This is a genomic window from Streptomyces roseifaciens (genome assembly GCF_001445655.1).
Lineage (GTDB): Bacteria > Actinomycetota > Actinomycetes > Streptomycetales > Streptomycetaceae > Streptomyces > Streptomyces aureoversilis.
Window position 1 is genome coordinate 2419685 of record NZ_LNBE01000003.1, and the last position, 19713, is coordinate 2439397.

At 69.4% G+C, this 19713-nt stretch carries 12 protein-coding genes and 4 pseudogenes; 8 read left to right on the top strand and 8 right to left on the bottom strand.

Annotated features, from left to right (window positions below; genetic code table 11):
• Positions 1 to 47: 47 nt before the first annotated feature.
• A complete protein-coding gene (locus tag AS857_RS16170; protein ID WP_058043782.1) occupies positions 48 to 266 on the bottom strand; it encodes a hypothetical protein in 219 nt (72 codons plus the stop codon).
• A gap of 60 nt (positions 267 to 326) precedes the next feature.
• Between AS857_RS16170 and AS857_RS16175 the strand changes: the two genes are divergently transcribed.
• Positions 327 to 1184, top strand: coding sequence for a maleylpyruvate isomerase family mycothiol-dependent enzyme (locus tag AS857_RS16175; RefSeq protein WP_058043783.1), 858 nt, complete (start codon positions 327 to 329; stop codon positions 1182 to 1184).
• Between the two features lie 45 nt (positions 1185 to 1229).
• Here the strand turns inward: AS857_RS16175 and AS857_RS37695 are convergent.
• Together AS857_RS37695 and AS857_RS16185 are read right to left on the bottom strand one after the other, a co-directional pair.
• Positions 1230 to 1718 (bottom strand): annotated as a pseudogene (locus AS857_RS37695) (transposase family protein); the annotation flags it as partial.
• Between the two features lie 614 nt (positions 1719 to 2332).
• Positions 2333 to 5080, bottom strand: a complete 2748-nt coding sequence (locus tag AS857_RS16185) for an AfsR/SARP family transcriptional regulator (RefSeq protein WP_058044188.1) — start codon at positions 5078 to 5080, stop codon at positions 2333 to 2335.
• 308 nt (positions 5081 to 5388) lie between these two features.
• On the opposite strand from AS857_RS16185, the pseudogene AS857_RS16190 reads away from it, so the two are divergent.
• Positions 5389 to 6343, top strand: a pseudogene (locus AS857_RS16190) (SDR family NAD(P)-dependent oxidoreductase).
• A gap of 366 nt (positions 6344 to 6709) precedes the next feature.
• Here the strand turns inward: AS857_RS16190 and AS857_RS38950 are convergent.
• Positions 6710 to 7114: a hypothetical protein gene (locus AS857_RS38950; protein ID WP_058043784.1), complete on the bottom strand. Its 405-nt coding sequence runs from the start codon at positions 7112 to 7114 to the stop codon at positions 6710 to 6712.
• Positions 7115 to 7354: 240 nt separating this feature from the next.
• Here AS857_RS38950 and AS857_RS16200 point away from each other — a divergent pair, with 240 nt between their 5' ends.
• Both AS857_RS16200 and AS857_RS16205 read left to right on the top strand, forming a co-directional pair.
• Entirely contained in the window at positions 7355 to 7798 is a 444-nt protein-coding gene (locus AS857_RS16200) for a hypothetical protein (protein WP_144440845.1), read from the top strand.
• Positions 7788 to 8570, top strand: coding sequence for an RICIN domain-containing protein (locus AS857_RS16205; protein ID WP_058043786.1), 783 nt, complete (start codon positions 7788 to 7790; stop codon positions 8568 to 8570). The genes AS857_RS16200 and AS857_RS16205 overlap by 11 nt, the downstream gene beginning before the upstream one ends.
• A 225-nt stretch (positions 8571 to 8795) precedes the next feature.
• Here AS857_RS16205 and AS857_RS41425 read toward each other — a convergent pair whose 3' ends face one another.
• The 4 genes and pseudogenes from AS857_RS41425 to AS857_RS16220 form a co-directional block, all read right to left on the bottom strand.
• Positions 8796 to 9110: a hypothetical protein gene (locus AS857_RS41425; RefSeq protein ID WP_245699893.1), complete on the bottom strand. Its 315-nt coding sequence runs from the start codon at positions 9108 to 9110 to the stop codon at positions 8796 to 8798.
• A gap of 1138 nt (positions 9111 to 10248) precedes the next feature.
• Positions 10249 to 11016: an alpha/beta fold hydrolase gene (locus AS857_RS16215; protein WP_058043788.1), complete on the bottom strand. Its 768-nt coding sequence runs from the start codon at positions 11014 to 11016 to the stop codon at positions 10249 to 10251.
• A gap of 496 nt (positions 11017 to 11512) precedes the next feature.
• A pseudogene (locus AS857_RS40420) lies at positions 11513 to 11703 on the bottom strand (IS5/IS1182 family transposase); the annotation flags it as partial.
• Between the two features lie 70 nt (positions 11704 to 11773).
• Entirely contained in the window at positions 11774 to 13063 is a 1290-nt protein-coding gene (locus AS857_RS16220) for an NAD(P)/FAD-dependent oxidoreductase (RefSeq protein WP_058043789.1), read from the bottom strand.
• Positions 13064 to 13844: 781 nt separating this feature from the next.
• On the opposite strand from AS857_RS16220, the gene AS857_RS16225 reads away from it, so the two are divergent.
• From AS857_RS16225 to AS857_RS41925, 4 genes and pseudogenes are all read left to right on the top strand, one after another.
• On the top strand, positions 13845 to 14312 hold the full coding sequence (locus tag AS857_RS16225) for a hypothetical protein (RefSeq protein WP_144440846.1): 468 nt from the start codon (positions 13845 to 13847) through the stop codon (positions 14310 to 14312).
• Between the two features lie 267 nt (positions 14313 to 14579).
• Positions 14580 to 15422 (top strand): alpha/beta fold hydrolase, encoded by an 843-nt coding sequence (locus AS857_RS16230; RefSeq protein WP_058043791.1) that lies wholly within the window; start codon positions 14580 to 14582, stop codon positions 15420 to 15422.
• 435 nt (positions 15423 to 15857) lie between these two features.
• Positions 15858 to 16256, top strand: coding sequence for an MDR/zinc-dependent alcohol dehydrogenase-like family protein (locus AS857_RS16235; RefSeq protein WP_144440847.1), 399 nt, complete (start codon positions 15858 to 15860; stop codon positions 16254 to 16256).
• A gap of 366 nt (positions 16257 to 16622) precedes the next feature.
• A pseudogene (locus AS857_RS41925) lies at positions 16623 to 19550 on the top strand (Tn3 family transposase); the annotation flags it as partial.
• Positions 19551 to 19713 lie beyond the last annotated feature (163 nt).

Below are 19713 nucleotides of genomic sequence, written 5' to 3' on the forward strand. Positions count from 1 at the left end.
TAAAGATCAAGGTAAGTGCCGGTGCCCCGAAGCCGGGTAACCGGCACTCAGGTGTGCTGGCCGTCGACGAGTGTCTCCTCCTGGCGCTTGCCGTCGGGTGCTTCGGAGGCGTGCAGGGGTGTCAGCCCTTCGGAGTCGGCGATGACGACAGCGGCGCGGGTGCCGGCGGCTTCCGTGAGTTCGTCGTGCTCCTGAGAGGCCCTAAGGCGTGTCTGGTGAATCTTGGTCCGGCGGTGCCCCGACGGCGTCAGGCGGGAGCGCGGCACGATCGATCGGAATGGGATCTTTCGGTAGCCATCAGGGCATTCGGTTGGCAGGCTTGAGCCATGAACTCCCAGCTCAATGACGTGCCCGGCCATTCCTGGCTCGGGGACCCGATCGATGCCCGATCCCTGTTCGCCCCTGAGCAGGCTGCGCTGATGACCACGCTGCGAGGCCTGGCGTCCGCCGACTGGGATCAGGAGGCGGTGCCGGGCTGGACCGTCCGCGATCTCGCCGCACACATCCTGGGCGACTTCTACGGACGCCTCGCCCGGGACAGGGACGGCCACCAGGACGGCCCCGCCTTCGCGCCGGGCGAGACGCTGGAGACGTTCATCCACCGCATCAATCATGAGTGGGTCGATGCCCACCGTCGGGTGAGCCCAGCCGCACTCGCCGACACCCTTGACCTGGTGGGCGGGCAGGTCGCCCGGTTCTTCGAGGCCACCGACCCCGATGCCCCGTCGCTGGGAGTGTCCTGGGCCGGCGTCGAACCGGCGCCAATGTGGTTGGACAGCGCGCGCGACTTCACCGAGTTCTGGACCCATCGCCAGCAGATCCGTCACGCCACCGGCCGGGACACCGACGCCGATCCACGATTCCTGTCCGTGGTCCTGGACACGTTCATGCGAGCCCTGCCCCACACCCTGCGCACGGTCACCGCGCCGGCCGGCACTCAGGTCCAGGTGTGGATCGAGGGCCCGGCCGGCGGCGTCTGGACGGCGACGTCCACCGGGGACGGCTGGTCGCTCGCCGAGCCGGTTGACGAACATCCGGCCGCGGTCGTGCGCTTGGATGCGGAGACCGCCTGGCGCTTGTGCACTCGCGGCATCCAGCCGGACACCGCCCTGGCTCGTGTCCGTATCGACGGCGACCGTCAACTGGCCGAAGCAGTCTGCCAGATCGTGTCGATCGTCTACTGACCGCAGCCGCGATAGGCCGGTCCGGCCGGGGCAATCCGGTGAGCGTCAGCCACGAAGCCACAGCCGGATCGCGGCCATCAGCGCGCTGCCGTGGAACACGTAGGCGCGCTTCTCGTCGCGGGTGACCACGGCCCGGAAGCCCTTGATCGCGTTCATGGTCCGCTCCGCTTCATTGCGGTGGCGGTAGATCTCTTTGCCGAAGCTTGTGGGCCGGCCGCCCGCGCTGCCCCGGCGTTGGCGGTTGGCCCGCTGGTTGGTCGGTTCGGGGATGGTGTGCTTGAGCGCGAGCGGACGCCGTCCGCCCTCGCTCGCCAGATGAATCTTGCAGGTGAAGTCGCCTCGCGATCGGTCCAGCGCCTCATCGTTCCGGTGCCGTGTCGGACGAGTCCGCTTCCCAGGGACGTGGGGAGCATGCTTGCGGGCTCCGGCGGCATGCTGATGGGCGCGCCAGACTGTGGAGTCCACGCTGACCAGCGACCAGTCGATGCACCCCTCGGCATCGGCATCGGCATCGGCCTGGGCCTGGACGGCACGGTCATCCGTGAATTCCTGGCGCGGGTGGCCGGAGGCGACGCGGAACACATCGCCGCCTTGTTCGCGGACCGGATCGACTGGCGCATCGCCCCCAACCCGGCCGCCCCCTGGATCCGTCCCCGCACAACCCGCGCGGACGGATGCCGGTCACTTTCGCGACTTGGCCGCCGGAGTCATCCCGGAAGCCGCGCGGCGCGGATACGCAGCGGGCTCGAACCGACACGGTCATCGCGGACGGCGTCCACGGCGTGATTAGGGGTCTCCTGGCCGGCAGCGTACGGGCGCCACCGGCAAGACCTACAGCTCGCCCTTCGCTGTTCACTTCATCGTCGAGAACGACCTGATCACTGGCTTCCATGTCTGCGAGGACAGCCTCGCCATCGCAGAAGCCCGCACCCCGTACACCGACCCATCGGACAGGCCCTAGCCCAACACCCGGCCGGCTTGCTGCCGTCCAGCTGGCCGGGTCCTCGGCGTTCCTTGCGTAGCGCAGCCACGCGCTGAGAGCTGATGCAGTTCGATTGCCACTTGCGCGGGCCCCGTGGCATGCTGCCGGGCCACAGGCCACAGGCCACAGGCCACAGGCCACAGGCCACAGGCCAACGGCCAACGGCTCACCTCCGTGTCGTGAGCCGCGCCACCGCCGCGTCGTACCGTGCCTGGAGTCCCGCGTCCGCCGATACCCGCAGCAGCACGCCGAGCGCTCGTACCGCCCCGTCGTCGTAGCCGGTGTTCTCCGCCTCCTGCGCTGCCATGCCGAGCCGCCGGATGCCCTCGGGCTCGTCACCGAGCCCCAGCAGCGCCTCTCCCGTCGTCGTGAGGAGCAGCACCCGGGACGCGACCACGGTGCCGGGAAGGTCCTCGAAGGCGAGGGCTGCGGTCGCCGTGTCGAAGGCTGCCTGCCATTGCCCGGTGTCCAGCCGGTACCGGGCGAGGTGATACAGGGCCAGCCGTTCGGTGTACCGGTCGTCGGCCTTGCGGGCCAGTTCCACCGCCCGTGCACAGCCTTCCGCGGCCTCCTCCGGGTCTCCCAGCGCGGCCTGCGCCCAGGACAGGACGACCAAGGCGGTCGCCTCGCCGCGCAGGTCGCCTGCGCGAGCGGAGAGCGCGGGGGCGGGCTCCACACACGTCCGCGCCTCGTCGCTGCGCCCTTCCTCGGTCAGTACCCAGCCGAGCAGGGCCCGTACCCGCGACTCGGCGGCCGGATCGGCCTCGGCCCGTGCCGCCTCGAGTGCGGTCTCCAGGAGCGGGGTCCAGTCGTCCAGCACCCATCGCGCCATGAGCGGCCACAACAGCATGCCGATCCGCCAGGTCCTGCTGTGCAGTCCGGCCGTGTGCGCGGCGGCCGCCGCCAGTATGAGGTCGTCCCGCTCGGCCGTGTACCAGGCCATGGCGTCGTCCCGGTCCGTGAACGTCCTCACGGCCACGGGCGCGAGGAAGTCCGGAGGCAACGGGACGCAGGCCTCGTTGCCGGGTTCGGCCACGGTCGCCGCCGCGAGGGCGGTGGCGATGTAATGGTCGAGCACGCGCGTGAGGGCATCGGGCCGGGCGTCCAGAGTCCGCGCGTAGAGCCGTACCAGATCGTGCAGTGTCCAGCGTCCCGGCGCGGTTTCCGTGACGAGGTGCGAAGCGACCAGGCGTTCCATCGTGACCTCTGCGGTGGCCGGGTCCGTTCGTGTCAGGGCTGCCGTCGCGTACCGGTCGAAGTGCGTACCGGGGTGGCGGCCGAGACAGGCGAAGTGACGGGCGACGTGCTCGGGGAGCTGTCGCACGGTCAGTCGCAGGGCCGCGCGTACGCCGGTGTCCTCGACGTCCAGCAGGCTCAGCCTGCGGGTCGAATCGAACATCTCGGCGTTCATCTCGCTCAACGCCCAGCCCGGCCGGTGCGCCAGCCTGGCTCCCGCCACCCGCAGTGCGAGGGGCAGCCCGCCGCACAGCTCGGCCAGCCGTCGCGCGGCCGCCGGCTCCGCAAGCACCCGCTCCGCACCGAGCACCCCGGAGAGAAGTGCGGTGCCGTCCTCCGGCGTGAGTACGTCCACGGGAACGGGCCGGGCGGCGTCGGTGACGATCAGCCCCGGCAGCCGGTACCGGCTGGTCACGACGGTGACGCACCGGGGACCGCCCGGCAGGAGCGGTCTGACCTGCTCGGAGTCGCGCGCGTTGTCCAGGACGACGAGGAGCTCCCGGTCGGCGGCGAGCGATCTGAACAGCGCGGCCGCGCCGTTCGCCGACTCCGGCATCCGGAGCGGCGCGACACCCAGAGCCAGGAGGAACTCGCGCAGTACTTCGGCGAGGGTCGGCTCGCCCGTATCGCCGAAGCCACGCAGGTCGGCGTAGAGCCGGCCGCCGGGAAAGCCGGCGCGATTGAGGTGGGCCCACTGCACCACCAGCGCGGTCTTCCCGACCCCTGCGGGCCCGGTGACCAGGCAGACGGGCGCCTCGCCCTCGGCGGCCCGGGACAGGGCAACCAGCTCCTGTGCCCGCCCGTGAAAGCCGCGCGGTGCCCGCGGCAGCAGGTCGGCCGGGCCGGGGCGGAAGGTGGCCGGCGTTACGGGCGGGAGCGGCACGGCGTGCACCGTGGCAGCCCGGGACGAGGCCGCTGTCTCAAGCGCCGCGTCGTCGACCTCCTCACGCAGAGCCATCGCGTAGGCGTCCGCCAGCTCACGGCCCGGGCCGATCCCCAGCTCGTCGGCGAGCAGGCGCCGGGTGCGGTGGAAGCAGTCGAGCGCCTCCGACCGGCGACCCGCCCTATGAAGCGCCGTCACGAGGGCGGCGGACAGCGATTCACGCAGTGGGTGGGCAACCGCCTCGGCGTGCAGGACAGCGGCGGCCCGGCCATGCTCGCCCAACTGCGCGTAGCCCGCGGCCAGCTGCTCCACCGCGGCCAGCCGGAGCTCCTCCAGCGCCTGCGCGGCGACCTGCAGCGGTGGGCTCGGACAGACGTCGGCCAGCGCGGGCCCCTGCCACAGCGACAACGCCTCCCGGTACAGCGTCACCGCCGCGGCCGGGCCGCGCTGCTCACGGGCCTGAGCCACCAGATCCTCGAAGCGGTGCGCGTCCAGCCGGGCTGTCGGCATGCGCAGGACATAGGCCGTGCCCTGGGTGATCAACTCGACGCCGTATGCCCCGGCGTCGGCACTGATCAGCAGGGCCCGCAGCCGCGACACATGGCCCTGGATGACGCCGCGGGCGTGCAGCGGCGGTTCCTGTTCCCACAGAGCGGCCGTCAGATGGTCGACCGGCACTGGGTAATTGGGGCGCAACAGCAGGGCGGCCAGCAGGCTGCGCCGTTTGGCAGGGCCGAGCGGCAGACCGCCGGCCTCGGTGATGACTGACACCGCTCCCAGCAACCGGAATTCCATCTGCCCCATGCCTCCCAGCAAAAGAACTCAGGATAACGGTGCGGTTCCGGCCTCGAGGACCTGCTGACCAGTGGATGGCTACGCCTGGTGGCGTACGCCGCGTCCGATCAAACCGGAGCCAGCGTCTGCGCCGGTTTGATTGGACGCGGCGTAGCGGCTTTCTTGCTCTCTGCATCCTCCGGAGGGGCGTCGGAAGCCTGTCGGCGCTGTCCGTGGTCTGTCGGGGTCATGTCGCCGGAGGTTGCGACCTTGGGCGGGTTGGTGCTCCCCATGGGCATGCTGCCCCCGACCGCAAGGAACCCGTCAACGTGTCTTTCGCATCCCAGAGCCGGGCGTGGGACGTTCACCGGTTGCCGCTCGCCGAGGGCAAGACCTTCCTGGTCACCGGGGGGTAATGCCGGGATCGGTTACTTCGCTGCCGAGCACCTGGCCACCACCGGCGCCGTCGTCGTGCTCGGCAGCCGGGACGCCGCGAAGGCCGATGGCGCCATGGCCTCGATCCGCTCGCGCGTCCCCGGCGCGCACGTGCTGCACCTTCAACTGGACCTCGCCGACCTGTCGTCCCTGAAGAGCGCCGTGGACAGGCTGGACCTCGATCGTCTCGATGCGGTGGTCTACAACGCAGGGGTCGCGCTCAACGACCCGCCGCGTCGGGAGCCCGAGGACGGCCATGAGCTGATGTTCGGCACCAACCACCTCGGCCACTTCGCGCTCACCCAGTGGCTGGCCCCCTTGCTGTCCGCGGCGTCGGCGGGCCGCATCGTGACGGTGGGAGGCTTCGCGGCGCGGTCCGAGCGACTGGACCTGGGCGGCGACCTGCAGTCGGTCCGGGACTACCGGCACAAGCGCACCTACGGCTGATCGAAGCTGGCGCAGATGTACTTCGGCTTCGAACTCGATCGCCGCCTGCGTGCCGCCGGCAGCACGGTGCTCAGTGTGGTGGCCCACCCCGGCGGCGCACTGGACTCCCTCACCCCGTCCCGCCCGCCGGTACACGTGAGAACCTCCGGCGAGCGGTTGCGCGCCGTGCCCGCCGGACTCTTGGTGCAGGGCAAGGACGCCGGGGCATGGCCCGTCGTCCGTGCCGTTCTCGACTCGGAGGTACGGGGAGGGCAGCTGTGGGGGTCGAGAGTCTTCGGCCTGCGTGGCATACCCCGGCGCGAGCCCGTCCCCTCGCATATGGCCGACCTGGCCGTCGCCGCTGACCTGTGGGCCGCCAGCGGTGAGCTGGTCGGCGCCGATCCGCGTCTCGGCTTCCGGTAGGCGTGGAGCCGCGCCCAGGGCGGCCATCCGGTGCCCGAAGCCGTATTCAGTCCGGACAACCGGGATGCTCGGTCAAAGCAGTTGCCTGCAGCGCGACCGAGGCCGCCGACATCACCGCAGGCCGGGAGGACATCCACGTCTACGCCGCAGCGCATGCGATCAGCCTCCTGCACGGCGAGCGCGGCGCCGTGCAGGGAGAAGCGCGCTTCCATGGGGTGCTGGCCGACCAGCCCGCGGGGTACTGCCCCAGGCGGAGGCAGCGGCTGATCTGTGCTGCAGCGGCAACAACGGGTGCGCTACCTGCACGTGACGCCCCGTGCCGGTCGAAGGTCGGCCCAGGGCGTCTTTCTACTGCTTTCTACTGCCTCACCACTTGTCGATTCCCATGGTCTTCGCCGCGCTGTGAATCGCGTTGTAGTGCGGGATCGACATGTCGGACTTCTTGTCCTTCGGCGGCAGGTTTCGGTCGGTCTGCCGGAATTCGTCGCGGGCGGCGGCCAGCAGGCTGGTGCCGTAGCTGACGGGCACGTCGTCCTTCCCGTGGATGGGGTGGGACTTGGCCGCCGTCTGGCTGCCGGCGTTGGCCAGGGTGCTGCGGGCCTGGTTGTACGCGGCCGGCTTGATCGTCTTCGGGTTCGGTGCCACGGCGTGTGCGCCGGCCACGACATGAGCGTCGCTGACACCGACGGCGGCGGAAGCGGGGGCAACAGCGATGGCGATGGCTCCGGCCGCAACTGCCGCGGTGAGCCCGGTCCGAACGAGGAGCTTCATGGGAGAGCCTTCCCTATTCGATAGAGGGTTCGGATGTTGCGAGGGGAGCCTGCCCGGTACGGATCATGTAATAAACGATCAAATCCAGCCCTGCTTGCTTGGTCTGCCGGTCAAGTGCTTCGGCATGCGTGAGTGAGGGGCGGGAGCTGCGTGCCGGGTCGGGCTGGGTCGGGGAGGGGGTGCTCTGCGTGTCCCTGCCGGACTGCACTCGACGAGTGGCACATCCGTACGACGCTGATCATGTCTACGACAAGCCGACGCCGGGTCGCCTTGGCCGCGACGGCCTTGATGACGCTGTTCGGTGCGGGTGCGGGTGCGAAAGGTTGCGCGTCCGGTGGAGAGGCGGCGGAGGACGCGCCGAAGGCGCAAGCGTCCTCGCAGTGGAGGGCGGAGGGAAGTCTGGTCGATATCTTGGTGGCGGGGCGATCGGTCACGGACACGAAACCGTCCGGTATCGACAGAGCCCCCTACCAGCGCACGTATAGGGACGGAGAGCTGTACTCGGCGGTGACGGGATACCGGTCGCTGATGTACGGGGCGACGGGGCTCGAGAGTATCTACAAGGACGTACGAGGCGCGGTGGAGACCACCGTCGACCCGGCCCTGCAGCGCGCGGCGGCGGAAGGCCTGCGGGGGTACAAGGGGAGCGGCGGCGGCTTTGGACGCGGAGACGATGAACTGTGACGGGAACGACGACAGGAACAGGAACTGGTTCGCCGTCTGGACGCTCGAACCGCACAGCGACGGATCGTTCGGCCTGCGCCACTACCACACCGACCAGGTGATGGACGTCGAGCACGCCAGCACCCACCAGGGTGCGAGGATCATGGTGCACCCCGAGCACCACAGGGACAACCAGCGGTTCTACATCAAACGGGCACTGAGCAGACCCCACCTGTGGGTGGGGTGTTCCATCTGCAATTTCGGCACCGCGGGCAAGACGTGGTGGCGCACGCTGAGCGTGCGCGCGCCGCGGAACGAGTACCGCATGCCCGACGGCGCCAGGCTGGTCGTCGGCTACACCACGCAGGACCATGTCGTCGGGTGGGTCCCGCCCGGCGCCCATGCCGGACTGTGGAATCCGGGCAACGCCGGCCAGAGCTGGACTGAGCCGGGGCGCGGGCTCACCGTCGATCCGTACCACACCGGGTTCATCAACTCCGAGAACGGCTGGATCGACTTCCGCAACGGCGGCAAGAAGCCCGGAACCACCCGAACAGCCCCTTCCTGCCGAGCAGCCAGAACGTCAACCACTACGCGTACTACATCGACCCGAGCGGCCGCGTCGGCCCGGTCGCCGACGCGCGATTCCGCGATCACCTCGTCCAGTGCACCGAGGACATCCCCACCAACGGCCCGCGCCTGGAATAGCCGGAACGGCTGGAACAGGGGGCTCCGGCCCTGCGGCATGGTGGGATTCTTCTGGACGCTCAGCCACACGACGTGGGAGTTCTAGGCGTTGAGGCTGGTTCTGTGTTCCGTGAGATGCCCGTTGTGCGCGTATGCGCGCATACGCGCTTCGGTGAGCAGTTTCTGCGACTCGCCCTCGGGCGTCAGCGCAGCCTCGTCCTGCGTCCTGCATCCTGCGTCCGCCAGGCCGATTGCCGGCGCCGTCGATGCCGGCGGTCTGCGGTGTCGCGATCGCGCCGCAGCAGACCGTGAGGGCGCCGGTGACCGCAGGTCAGTTGGTGATCTCGGTGTCTTCGAAGTAGGAGTCGAGCACTGTGTCCAGCTCCGTCGCCCACTGCTTGAGTTGGTTCCGGTTTGGTGCCTCGATGTGGACGTCGTAGCTGCGGCGGCTGGTGGTGTACACGCTGACGGTGAGTCGGCGGCCGAAGCGGGGGGTGTTCGTCTCTACCGCGCCGATCTCCGACCAGTCGAACTCGGCCGTCTCGTCGTCCAGCCGGAACGTGACGCCGGTGCTGTCGACGGTGATCGAGCCGCGTCGGTCGGATACTTCGAATACCGGGCCGTCGGTCACCGGTCGCGGTTCCACGTCGGCGACAGTCACCTCCGGTTCCGCCTGCGGTTCTGAAGCATCGACGACATCCGGTACGGCGTCCGCTGGTACCGTCGTACGCTCCTTTGCCTCGGCAGGGCGTGGCGGGGTCAAGCCGGGGACGAACGCCGGATCGGTTCCGGCGGCGTGCACGGGCGGGGTGTTCTGGCCTCTACGGTGCTCCACGGCGGGCAGTATGGCCGATGAAGCTGTGCAAGTGGTAGCCGGGCGTCGCGATGGCTTCAAACCTTTGACTTCTCCGACGACCTGCGCGAGGCGCAGCAGCTCCACCAGGCCCGGGCCGAGCTGAGGGCTTTCCTCACCGACCCGCAGCTTCCCTGACCCGTTGGGACAGCGTGATGGACAGCTCGCAGGTCACCAGGCCCGCCCCCTGCTCGACGTCTCCCATACCGGTGTCCCCGTCCGCCGGCACCCCTTGGCGATCGCCCGTGCCCGCACCGGCTGCCACCTCCGCACCACCGCCCCCACCCCGCCCCGGCCGAGGGGCTGCTGCGCCATGGCCCGGGGCGGGGGTGGCCTCAGGTGCGCGGGGATGACACCGACCGCTGGAAGATCGAACGTCTGCGCCACTTCTACAACAACAGTGGCCTTCGGCCCACGGTCAGTCACCACGGAAGTTGCTTCCGGATCAAAGGCTCTCTCCGAGCGCGCCACAACCCGGGCTTGTGAAGCCCTCCATGAGCCTGGAGCCAGTGCCTGCCCGATATGCGGAGCCCGGGTCACGCTCGGGCTGGTCTCCGGAGCCACGGGCCACGCCTGCGAGGTCGCCGCTTTACTCGCGGACTTCCACGACGCCCACCCCTCTGTGGAGGTGGCACTCACCGAGGACACCGCGGAGCGGATGCAGGCCGCGCTCCTGGCCGGTGAGCTCGACTGTCGGCGGCCAGTTAGATTTCCCCGCCCACAGCCGCGTGGTGGGGAGTCATCTGGCTGCCGGGAACTCTCACTGTCAGTGACGAAAGTCAGCGTCCCGACCGTCCGGCCCAGCCACTGTTGGTGGCGACGCCGTGCGCGCATCACTCCCTCTGGGCGCTCGCTGCGCTCGCAGCGCTCGGGCGTCGCGCGGCCCTTGGGGCCCGACATCGTCGGTCGTGGGATGAGGCCCACGACCGTGTCACGCGAGAGTGTCGAAGATCCCGGCCACCTCACAGGGGCGTGGCTGGATGCCCATGTGGCAGGTGTGCACGGTGTGGACCTGGAAAGGGTTCTCCGGGGTCAGCGCGTCCGCCTCGGCGATCATCCGGTCCTGCACGGCGAGCGGGATCGCCCGGTCCTGGGAGAAGCGGATGTAGGTGCGGGGGATCCGTCCCCAGGTGTCCGCCCGGCCGCGGGCGTCGGCGGTGAGGACCTGTGCGGAGTCGGCGGGTTCGAGAAGGTTCAGAGCAGCCCGGAACTGCTCGTCGGTCGCGTCGGCCATCAGGCTCTCCTTGGCCGCGAGCAGGAACTGAGGGTCGGCCGAGCGCCAGTTGACCAGGGACGAGGCAACATCCTTGATGCCCAGGGTCTCCAGGTAGTCGGCGACGCTCGGCAGCTCGACGCAGCACCACGCCGAGGCGTACACGATCCGGCTGACCAGATCGGGCACTGCGTTGCCCACGCCTGTGATGGTCGCCCCGCCCCCGCTGGTCCCCACCAGGACCACCGGTCCGTACTCCGCGACCTGGCGGACCGCCTCTACGACGTGGTCGACGTTGTCCTCCAAGGTCACGTCGGCCAGCGGCGAGGGCTGTGCCGAGAACGCCTCCAGGTCCTGAGGTGCCTGGTAGGAGAGAGGGAAGGGAGCGCCCATGCCATGGCCCGGCAGATCAACGGCCAGCGCCCGGTGGCCGAGCAGAGCGAGCTGCTGGAGGACCGGCGACCAGGAGTAGGAGTTGCTGTGCATGCCGTGGACAAGAACGAAGGTCGGCCGGCCGTCTCGGCGTGGTGTCCTTCGATGGCGTTCCTGATGCACGGGGGATTCTTCCAGCGGGGAAAAGGGGCCGATCACTCTGGCAGCGGCCGGCCGGGAGACCGGATGTCACGGCTTCGCCCAGAACATGGCCTCCATGGTGAAGGTCGGGTTGAACGGTGTGGGGCCGAGGCCCTCCTCGCACCTGCCTGACGCACTTCGCGATCTTGCCATCCCGGCCCCGGCCCCGTCATCACCCAGGCAACGGGCTGCCACGACAAGAACATCCCCGGCATCGACCGACGAGGCTTGAAGATCGATTACTGGACAAGCCTCATCGATGCCGCGCCATCGGGGACGAGCGATCCGACTCGCTATTGTGACGTTCCGTGTCCGGCGCACCAGAGATGGGGAGCTGAACTGGCCGCCGATGGGGGCCGCCAGTGGGGAGTTGCCGGCCATGCAGGGGGAGAAGATCTTGGCCGCTGTCACTGTAGGCCCGGTCGGCAAGAACTGCAGCAGGTCGCGTTCTGGGCCTTCCGGGCCCGGGCCGGGGGCCCGGATGCGGTCCATGACGGCTTCCAAGGCGGGTGCGTCCCCGACCTGGCCTGCCGTCACGAGGAGAGCGAGGGGGGCGGCTCGGTCGTCGCCAGTCAGGTGGACTTTTGCGCTCAAGCCGCCGCCCCCAGAGCGGTTCAGTGTTCCGTTCTACGGATGCTGCCAAGAGCGGATGGAGTGGGAGGGGAGTCGGTCACGACCCTGTGTGTGACAGGTGCGCGGTTGGCGCAGGCGCCCCGCGATGCTTGATGTTGACGGCCGAGGCCTTGGCCAGTACCACAGGGTTCAAGAATTGCAGCGGACTGATCAGGCGGGATGCAAACAGATGTATATGCCGCGCCACCGATTCATCGCGCGCTGCCGCCGAGAACATCAGCCGCTCCAAGGGATTGAACGGACGTGCCTTGGCGAAGTCGGCGGCCAGGTACTGGTGACCTCGCAGCCGGCGCCGGTGTCTGCGTGCGTACACCACGAGCGACCTATTGAGGTCGCCTCGACCGGTTGCGGCCGAGGCGACCGCCTCTGCCAACCATTGCGCGGACTGCAGAGCCCACCCGCATCCCACTCCCCACAGGGGATCGCCGGTCAGGGCGGCGTCGCCGATGAGCGCGACGCCCGGTGCGGTCGGCTTGCGGCTGTGGAGCGGGTAGTTGACAGTACCGATGATCTTCGTAATACGGTCGGCGGAGTCGATGGGCGGCGCCTCGGGTAAGGCGCGGACGAATTCGAAGAAGCTGCCCTCCAGGTCTTCCCGGAAGGCCGGCAGCCGATTCTTGCCCGGGAGCAACGCAAGGACCGTCACCCCGTCGTCGTTCGGGAACGCGTAGGCCATGTCGGGCTCGAGAAACCAGGTGTGACCGATCCCGTCGTGCAGCGGAAGATTGCGGAAGTGCGCGAGATAGCCGAACCGCGCGTTCTCATACAGCCGGGCAGGCACACCGGCGAACTTCGCTACGGCCGAGTCCTTTCCATCGGCGCCGACCACCAGGCGGGCCCGGATCTCACGCTCGCCCTGTGGTGTCGACGCGCGAACCCCCAAGGTTTGCCCGGCTTCCCGGACCAGCCCGGTCACATGATGACCGAGCAGCAGATCCACGCCAGGGGTCTCCGCCGCGTGGGACCTGATCAACGGATCGAGGGTGCTGCGCCGAATGTTGTACGCGTACGGCAACTCGGGGCCCGTCGGCGCCGCCCTCGGCTCGATCCAACCCCAGCGGGTGTACAAGCGGGCCTTGTTGCGGACGGCTCCCGCCTTCTCGAGAGCGGGGACGAGGCCGAGTTCGTCCAGCACCGGGTAGGCGCTGGCCTGGAGGGAATGGGTGCAAAGGATCTTGTACGCTTCGGGATCCGAGCGGCGTTCCAGCAGTGCGACGCGGACGCCGCGTCGAGCGAGCAAGATGGCCGCGGCGCTGCCGGCGAGGCTGGCTCCGCTGATGACGACGTCGTAGTCGTAGCCGTATCCCGTGCTCTCAGGTCTGGTCATGCGCTGATCGCTCCCTTCGGGGTGTGGTGCCGTTCGTGGGAGTGGTGCAGTGCCACTGCTGTCAGGTGCATGAACAGTTGTCAAGAGTTGTGGATCGGGTGATGCATGATCAGGTTGCGGTGGCCTCCTCCGTGCGTTCGATCGGGGCGCCGTTCTCGAGCCTCGCGCTGGAGCGGAACAGCGCGGTCAGGAACCCGGTGATCGCCCGTCAGCGTTCCTGGGCGGACCCGGCCGGCTTGAACGCCATCGCCAGGGCGGCAGCCGGGCTGCCTGCAGCGCGGGTGACTTGGTCCGATGCTTCACGGTCGAGGAGGTCGAGGAGATCGAGTCGATGGCGGGGTGCCCGTGAATACCTCGGCCAGGGCCCGCCACGGCTCCCTCGCCTCATCGCCGACGATCAGGTCCGGGTCGCGCAGGCTCCGAACCCGACGCTTTCTGGAGAGCCGTGCGGGTGCTGACCGACCGAGGCTCTGCCGCCGCAGGCCGCCAGGCCGCCAGGCCGCCAGGGCACTGGCGGTGCATGGCGGCCGACTGCAAGCCCGGGGAGCACGCCGCATGACCGCGCACCGGACACCGCGGACGCCCTGCACACGCCTGACCCAACGGCAGGGTCGCCGAGAGCGCGGCAGGACCCGGCTCGCGCCACGCAAGGCCCCGCCTACTCCTCACTCCATGCACCCTGTTGCTCACACTGTGCGACTGCTTGAATGCCCTGTGCGCCCTGCGTGTGACGCACTGCTGCATCGCAGAGTGAGCCCGGTTGTCACCGAAGGAGACTGGCATGCATCTGTGCGTTGGGAAGAACCGGCGAGTGGCGATCATGATCTCCGCACTCATGATCGCGGCAAGCAGTCTCACTCAGGGAGCAGCTTCAACCGCACGGGCTGCGTCGCCGACCTCGGTTGGGACCCCGGTGAAATCTGCGGCCGCAGCAATGGAGGCCTGTCGTGGGGAGGGATCGGTCCCCCTCGGGGCCGGCTGGATCCACATCAGGGCCAACATCTCCGTCGCGGGGTATCCGGGGTACAGGCAGCACTACCAGGGATTCGTTTCGAACGGAGGTGACGCCACCTCCATCGCCGTTCAGGTCAAGGGATGGGAGGGTAGTCAGGTGAAGTGGTACGGGCTTGGCGCGACGGATAACAAGTTCGAGGGGTTTGTGTCTTGGGGGTACAGCCTGGCCACGCCCGAGATCAGGGTACTGAACACCGGCTTCAAGTTTGACCCATTCGTTCGGTTTAACTGCTGATGGAGCGCACACTCCGGTGAAAGTCCCGGTGTAACCCGGCGCCCACCCGACGCGATAGTCGGGCCTGGCATGCCCTCCGTCACCTCAAAAGCCGAATCAGCTCGCCGCAACCGGCGGATCGTGCATGAAAGTTTGCGGCTGGCTATGGCTATGGCTATCGCCGAGATATGGGTTAAAGGGGCAATGAGATGATCTTGAGGTCCTGAGCGCCCAGCGGAGTAATATCGACCGCGACGCACCTGACCTACGATGTCTTGCGGTGATGTGATGACCACTGTCAACGCCAATGAGATCGCCTTGGGCATCGAGTCGTTCGGTGATGACGACGCGCCACTTGTCCTGCTCGCGGGCGGGACGACGATGCTCTCCTGGCCCGACGGGCTGTGCGAGCGCCTCGCCGCCGGCGGGCGCCATGTGGTGCGCTACGACCTGCGCGACAGCGGGGAGTCGACGACGAGGGATCCGGAGGCGCCCAACTACACCCTGCGTGGCCTCGCCGCCGACGCGGCGGCCCTTGCTGAAGCGCTCGGCGGGGGCCCTGCTCACCTCGCTGGGATCGGCGTCGGAGGGATGGTTGCCCAGGTGGCCGTGCTCGACCATCCGGGCGTGTTCTCGGCGCTCACCCTGGTCGGCACCCGCGCGGTTGCCCCTGGCCCGCCCGACGATGACCTCCCCGACCACGACCAGGCGACGATGAGCCGGCTGTTCACGCGTCCGATGCCCGATTGGACCGACCGCGAGGCGGTTGCGGAGTTCGCCGCTGCCGGCGCGGAGATCCTCGGCGACGACCCCGCTGCCGCGCGCGCAATCGCTGCGCGCATCTGGGACCGCACGCCCGGCACCGCACCTCCGGTCCAGATGGCCAACCAGATGGGCATGGTGTTTTCCAGGCTCGACTGCAAACCCCGCTGGCGCGAGCGCCTGCCCGAGATCAAGGTCCCCACGCTCGTCGTCCACGGCCGCCGCAACCGGTTCTTCCCCGTCGGCAACGGCGAGGCGATCGCGCGTGAAATCCCCGGGGCACGGCTGCTCGTCCTCGAGGAGGCCGCCACTGCGATCCCCGATGCGGCGTTCGGCGAGGTCACCGAGGCGATGCTCACGCTCGGATAGAGGACGGCGGGTGCCGCGCCAGTCCGGCCTCCACGCAGCAATGGACGTCGGAGCCTGCGACACCGGGGGACGGTGAGGACTACGGAGGGGTTCACCGGGGCCGGGGCACTCGGCGACGGCTGCATCGCCGTGGTCAGCCCAGGTCGTACCGGATGCCGGTGAGGTTCTCGGAGAGGTTCCACAGGCGCCTGGCGACGCCGGGCCCTGGGCGGCCTGGTCGGGCTGGACGACGGTGGGGTGGCTGCGGAGTTCACCGCGGCCGTCGGGGCCGATGAACTGGCCGCCCCGGACGTCCGGGGCGGTCGCGGCGCAGAGCTGGTTCCAGACACCCTTGTCGACGGGCTGGGCCATCAGCGGGTTGGCGAGCCTGGCGAAGACGAAGCGGAGCACACCGGTCGGGCCGCTGGACTGGAGGTTGGTGCTGGAGTATCCGGGGTGGGCGAGGATGCTGCGGATGGTGGAGCCGGTGGCGCGCAGTCGGCAGTCGAGTTCCAGGCTCTCGGCGGGGCAAAGGTGGTCCTGGCCACAGTCACCGACGCCGGCGCCATGTCCGCCACCGTCGACGGCCTCGGACGGCGCGGCGAACTGATCATCGTGGGTGTCTCGCCCGAGCAGCTCCAGGTCAGCGGCCTGCAGCTGATGAACGGCGACCGGAAGATCTACGCGCACTCCTCCGGCGCTGCCCTAGACACCCAGGACACCCTGCGCTTCGCCGCGCAGACCGGCGTACGGGCCTGGACCGAGGAGGTCTCGCTGGAGGAGATCGCCGCCGCCGTGGAGCGGATGACCAGCGGCAAGGCCCGCTTCCGCATGGTCGTCACCACCGGCCACTGATCCTCCCCTCGTACGACGGAGCACGAACGATGACCGACCGCGCCGAACTCGGCCGCTTCCTGCGCGCCCGTCGCGAAGCCCTGCGTCCGGCCGGCGTCGGGCTCGTGCCCGGCGGCCGCCGCCCCCGGGCTGGGCCGGGAGGAGGCGGCCGTGATCGCGAACATCTCCACCGACTACTACGAACGCCTCGAACAGGCTCGTGGCGTCAACCCCTCCGAAACGCTGCTCGCCTCCGGGTGTGAGTAGTTGTGGTACAGGAAGTGCCGCTGAGATTGATCATGGTCCGGCTAGTACACCGGCCGGGGGCTCCGCAGGAGTTCGATGAAGGCCCGCAAAGCGGACTCTGTGGCTGGCTACAGTCCGCTCGTGCCGGTGGAGTTTTTGACTGACGAACAGGCGGAGGCGTACGGCGCCTTCACCGGGGTGCCCACGCGTCCGGAGCTGGAGCGCTTCTTCTTCCTGGACGACGCGGACCGTGATCTGATCGCGCTGCGTCGGTCGGGCGGGCACCGGCTGGGCATGGCGGTGCAGATCGGGACGGTCCGTTACATCGGCCGGTTCCTCGGGGACGATCCGCTGGCGGTGCCGTGGGAGGTCGTGGAGTACCTGGCCGGGCAGCTCGGCATCGAGGACACCTCGTGCGTGAAGCGGTATGCGGAACGGCGCAGGACGCCGTACGAGCACGCGCGGGAGATCCAGGAGCGGTTCCAGTACCGCGACTTCGGCGACCGGCAGTGGGGGCGGGAGTTCCGGGCCTTCCTGTACGGGCGGGCGTGGACGCACGCCGAGGGGCCGGTGGCGCTGTTCGACCACGCGGTGACCTGGCTGCGCCGGCACCGGGTGCTGCTGCCGGGTGTCTCGGTGCTGGCCCGGCAGGTGTCGGAGGCCCGCACGGTGGCCGAGCGGCGCCTGTACCAGTCGGTGGCGCGGGCCGCCCACCGCGTGGATTCGCAGCTCGCGCCGGCGCTGAAGACGCTGCTGGTCGTACCCGAGGGCAAGCGGGTCTCGGAGCTGGAGCGGCTGCGTACGCCGCCAGTGAAGTCGACGGGCACCGCGATGGTGCGGGCAATGGAACGGGTCGAGGAGATCTCTGCCTTCGGTCTGGGGCGGGTGAACCTTTCTTCGGTACCGGTGAACCGGCTGAACACGCTCGCCCGGTACGGGCAGCTGAGCAAGGCGCAGACGATCGAGCGGGCTCCCGAGCCGCGACAGACCGCCCTGTTGACGGCGGTGGTGCGCCAGCTGGAGGCGCAGGCGGTCGGTGACGCGCTGGATCTGTTCGCGGTGCTGATGGCGGACCGACTGATCAGCCCGGCCCGCCAGGCGTCGGAGAGGGACCGCCTGGCGATGCTGCCGCAGCCGGAGAAGGCGGCCCGCATCCTGGCGAAGGCATCGAAGATCCTGACCGAGGAGCTGGACCTGGTCGCCGAGGCTGGGACGGACCTGGACGTCGAGGCTGGGACGGACCTGGACGTCGGCGCGCTGTGGGCGGCGGTGGAGGAGGCCGTGCCGCGTACGGCGGTGGCCGGGGCGGTCGCGACGGTGGAGGCCCTGGTGCCGGAGGACGACGGGTCGGCCGAGGCGGCGATGGGGGAGAAGCTGGCTCTGCGCTACAACACCGTCCGGCCGTTCCTGTCCCTGCTGGGCGAGTCGGACGCGCTCGGCGCTGCCCCGGCCGGGCGGCGGGTGCTCGCCGCGGTGCGCCGGTTGCCCGCGCTGTCCCGCCGCCGGGTCAAGGACCGGCCGCTGCTGCCCCGCGAGGTCGACGGCGAGTTGGTGCCGACGATGTGGAAGCGGGCGGTGTTCTCCAACTCGAAGCTGCCGCAGGGCGCGGTCGACCGTGACGCGTACGTGGTGTGCGTGCTGGAGCAGCTGCACCGCGCGCTGAACCGGCGGGACGTGTTCGCCTCGCCGTCGAACCGGTGGGCGGACCCGCGCGCGAGGCTGCTGGACGGGCCGCGGTGGGAGGCGATGAAGGCGGACGTGCTAGCGGGCCTGTCCCTGTCCGAGGACGCCGTCGAGCACCTGGACCAGCTGATCCGGGGCCTGGATGCCGCGTGGCGGCAGATGGCCGACCGGCTGGAGGAGGCCGGGGATGAGGCGAAGGTGGAGGTCGTCGTCCCTGAGGGTGGCGGCCGGGCCGAGTTGTCGGTGGACAAGTTGGGTGCGGTGGGTGAGCCGGAGTCGCTGACCTGGCTGAAGCAGACCACGGAGGTGATGCTTCCCAGGATCGATCTGCCGGACCTGTTGTTCGAGGTCCACTCCTGGACCGGCTTTCTGGACTCCTTCAAGCACGTGTCCGACCGGCCCACCCGCATGGAGGGGCTGCTCGTCTCCCTGGTGGCACTGCTGGTGGCGGAGAGCTGCAACATCGGCCTGACCCCGGTCATCGGTCATCGACGCCACCAACACCAACAAGGCGCTGACCCGCTCGCGGCTGTCCCACGTGGATCAGAACTACCTGCGCGCGGACACTATCGCCGCGGCGAACGCCGCGCTGATCACCGCGCAGTTCCGTATCGAGCTGGCCCAGATATGGGGCGGTGGGCTGCTTGCCTCCGTCGACGGGCTGCGCTTCGTCTTCCCCGTCAAGAGCGTCAACACCGCTCCCTCGCCCAAATATTACGGATACAAGCGGGGGCTGACCTGGCTGAATGCCGTCAATGACCAGGTCGCGGGGATCGGCGCGATGGTCGTGCGCGGTACCCCGCGCGACAGCCTGTTCACCCTGGACACCTTCCTCAACCTCAACGGCGGCGTGCGCCCCGAGATGCTCGCGACGGACAACGCCTCGTACTCCGACATGGCCTTCGGCCTGTACAAGATGCTCGGCTTCCGCTTCGCTCCGCGCTTCCGCGACCTCTCGGATCAGCGGTTCTGGCGTGCTGACCTGCCCGACGGTGAGGCGCCGGCGGCCGGGTACGGGCCGTTGGAGGCCGTCGCCTGCAACAGGTGAACCTCAAGCGGATCGCCACGCACTGGCCGGACATGCTCCGCGTCGCCGGGTCGCTCATCACGAACCAGGTCCGGGCCTACGACCTGCTGCGGATGTTCGGCCGCGAGGGCCACCCGACCCCGCTGGGTACCGCGTTCGCCGAGTACGGGCGCATCGACAAGACCATGCACCTGCTCGCTCTGGTCGACCCGGTCGACGACACCTACCGCCGGCTGATGAACCGGCAGCTGACCGTGCAGGAGTCGCGCCACCGGCTGGCCCGCGCGATCTGCCACGGCGGCCGCGGCCAGATCCGCCAGGCGTACCGCGAGGGCCAGGAGGACCTGTTGACCGAACTACCGGGGTGTGAGCCGACGAGCCCCCGGAGATCGACGCACGGTGACGGGAGCATGCACCAGTCCGGTCGGCTTGCCTCGGAAGCCGTGCCGCACGACCGTCCTGATGTGCTGTCATCACGAGCTGTTGGAGACCACAGCAGCTCGTGGAGGCTCAGGTGCAAGA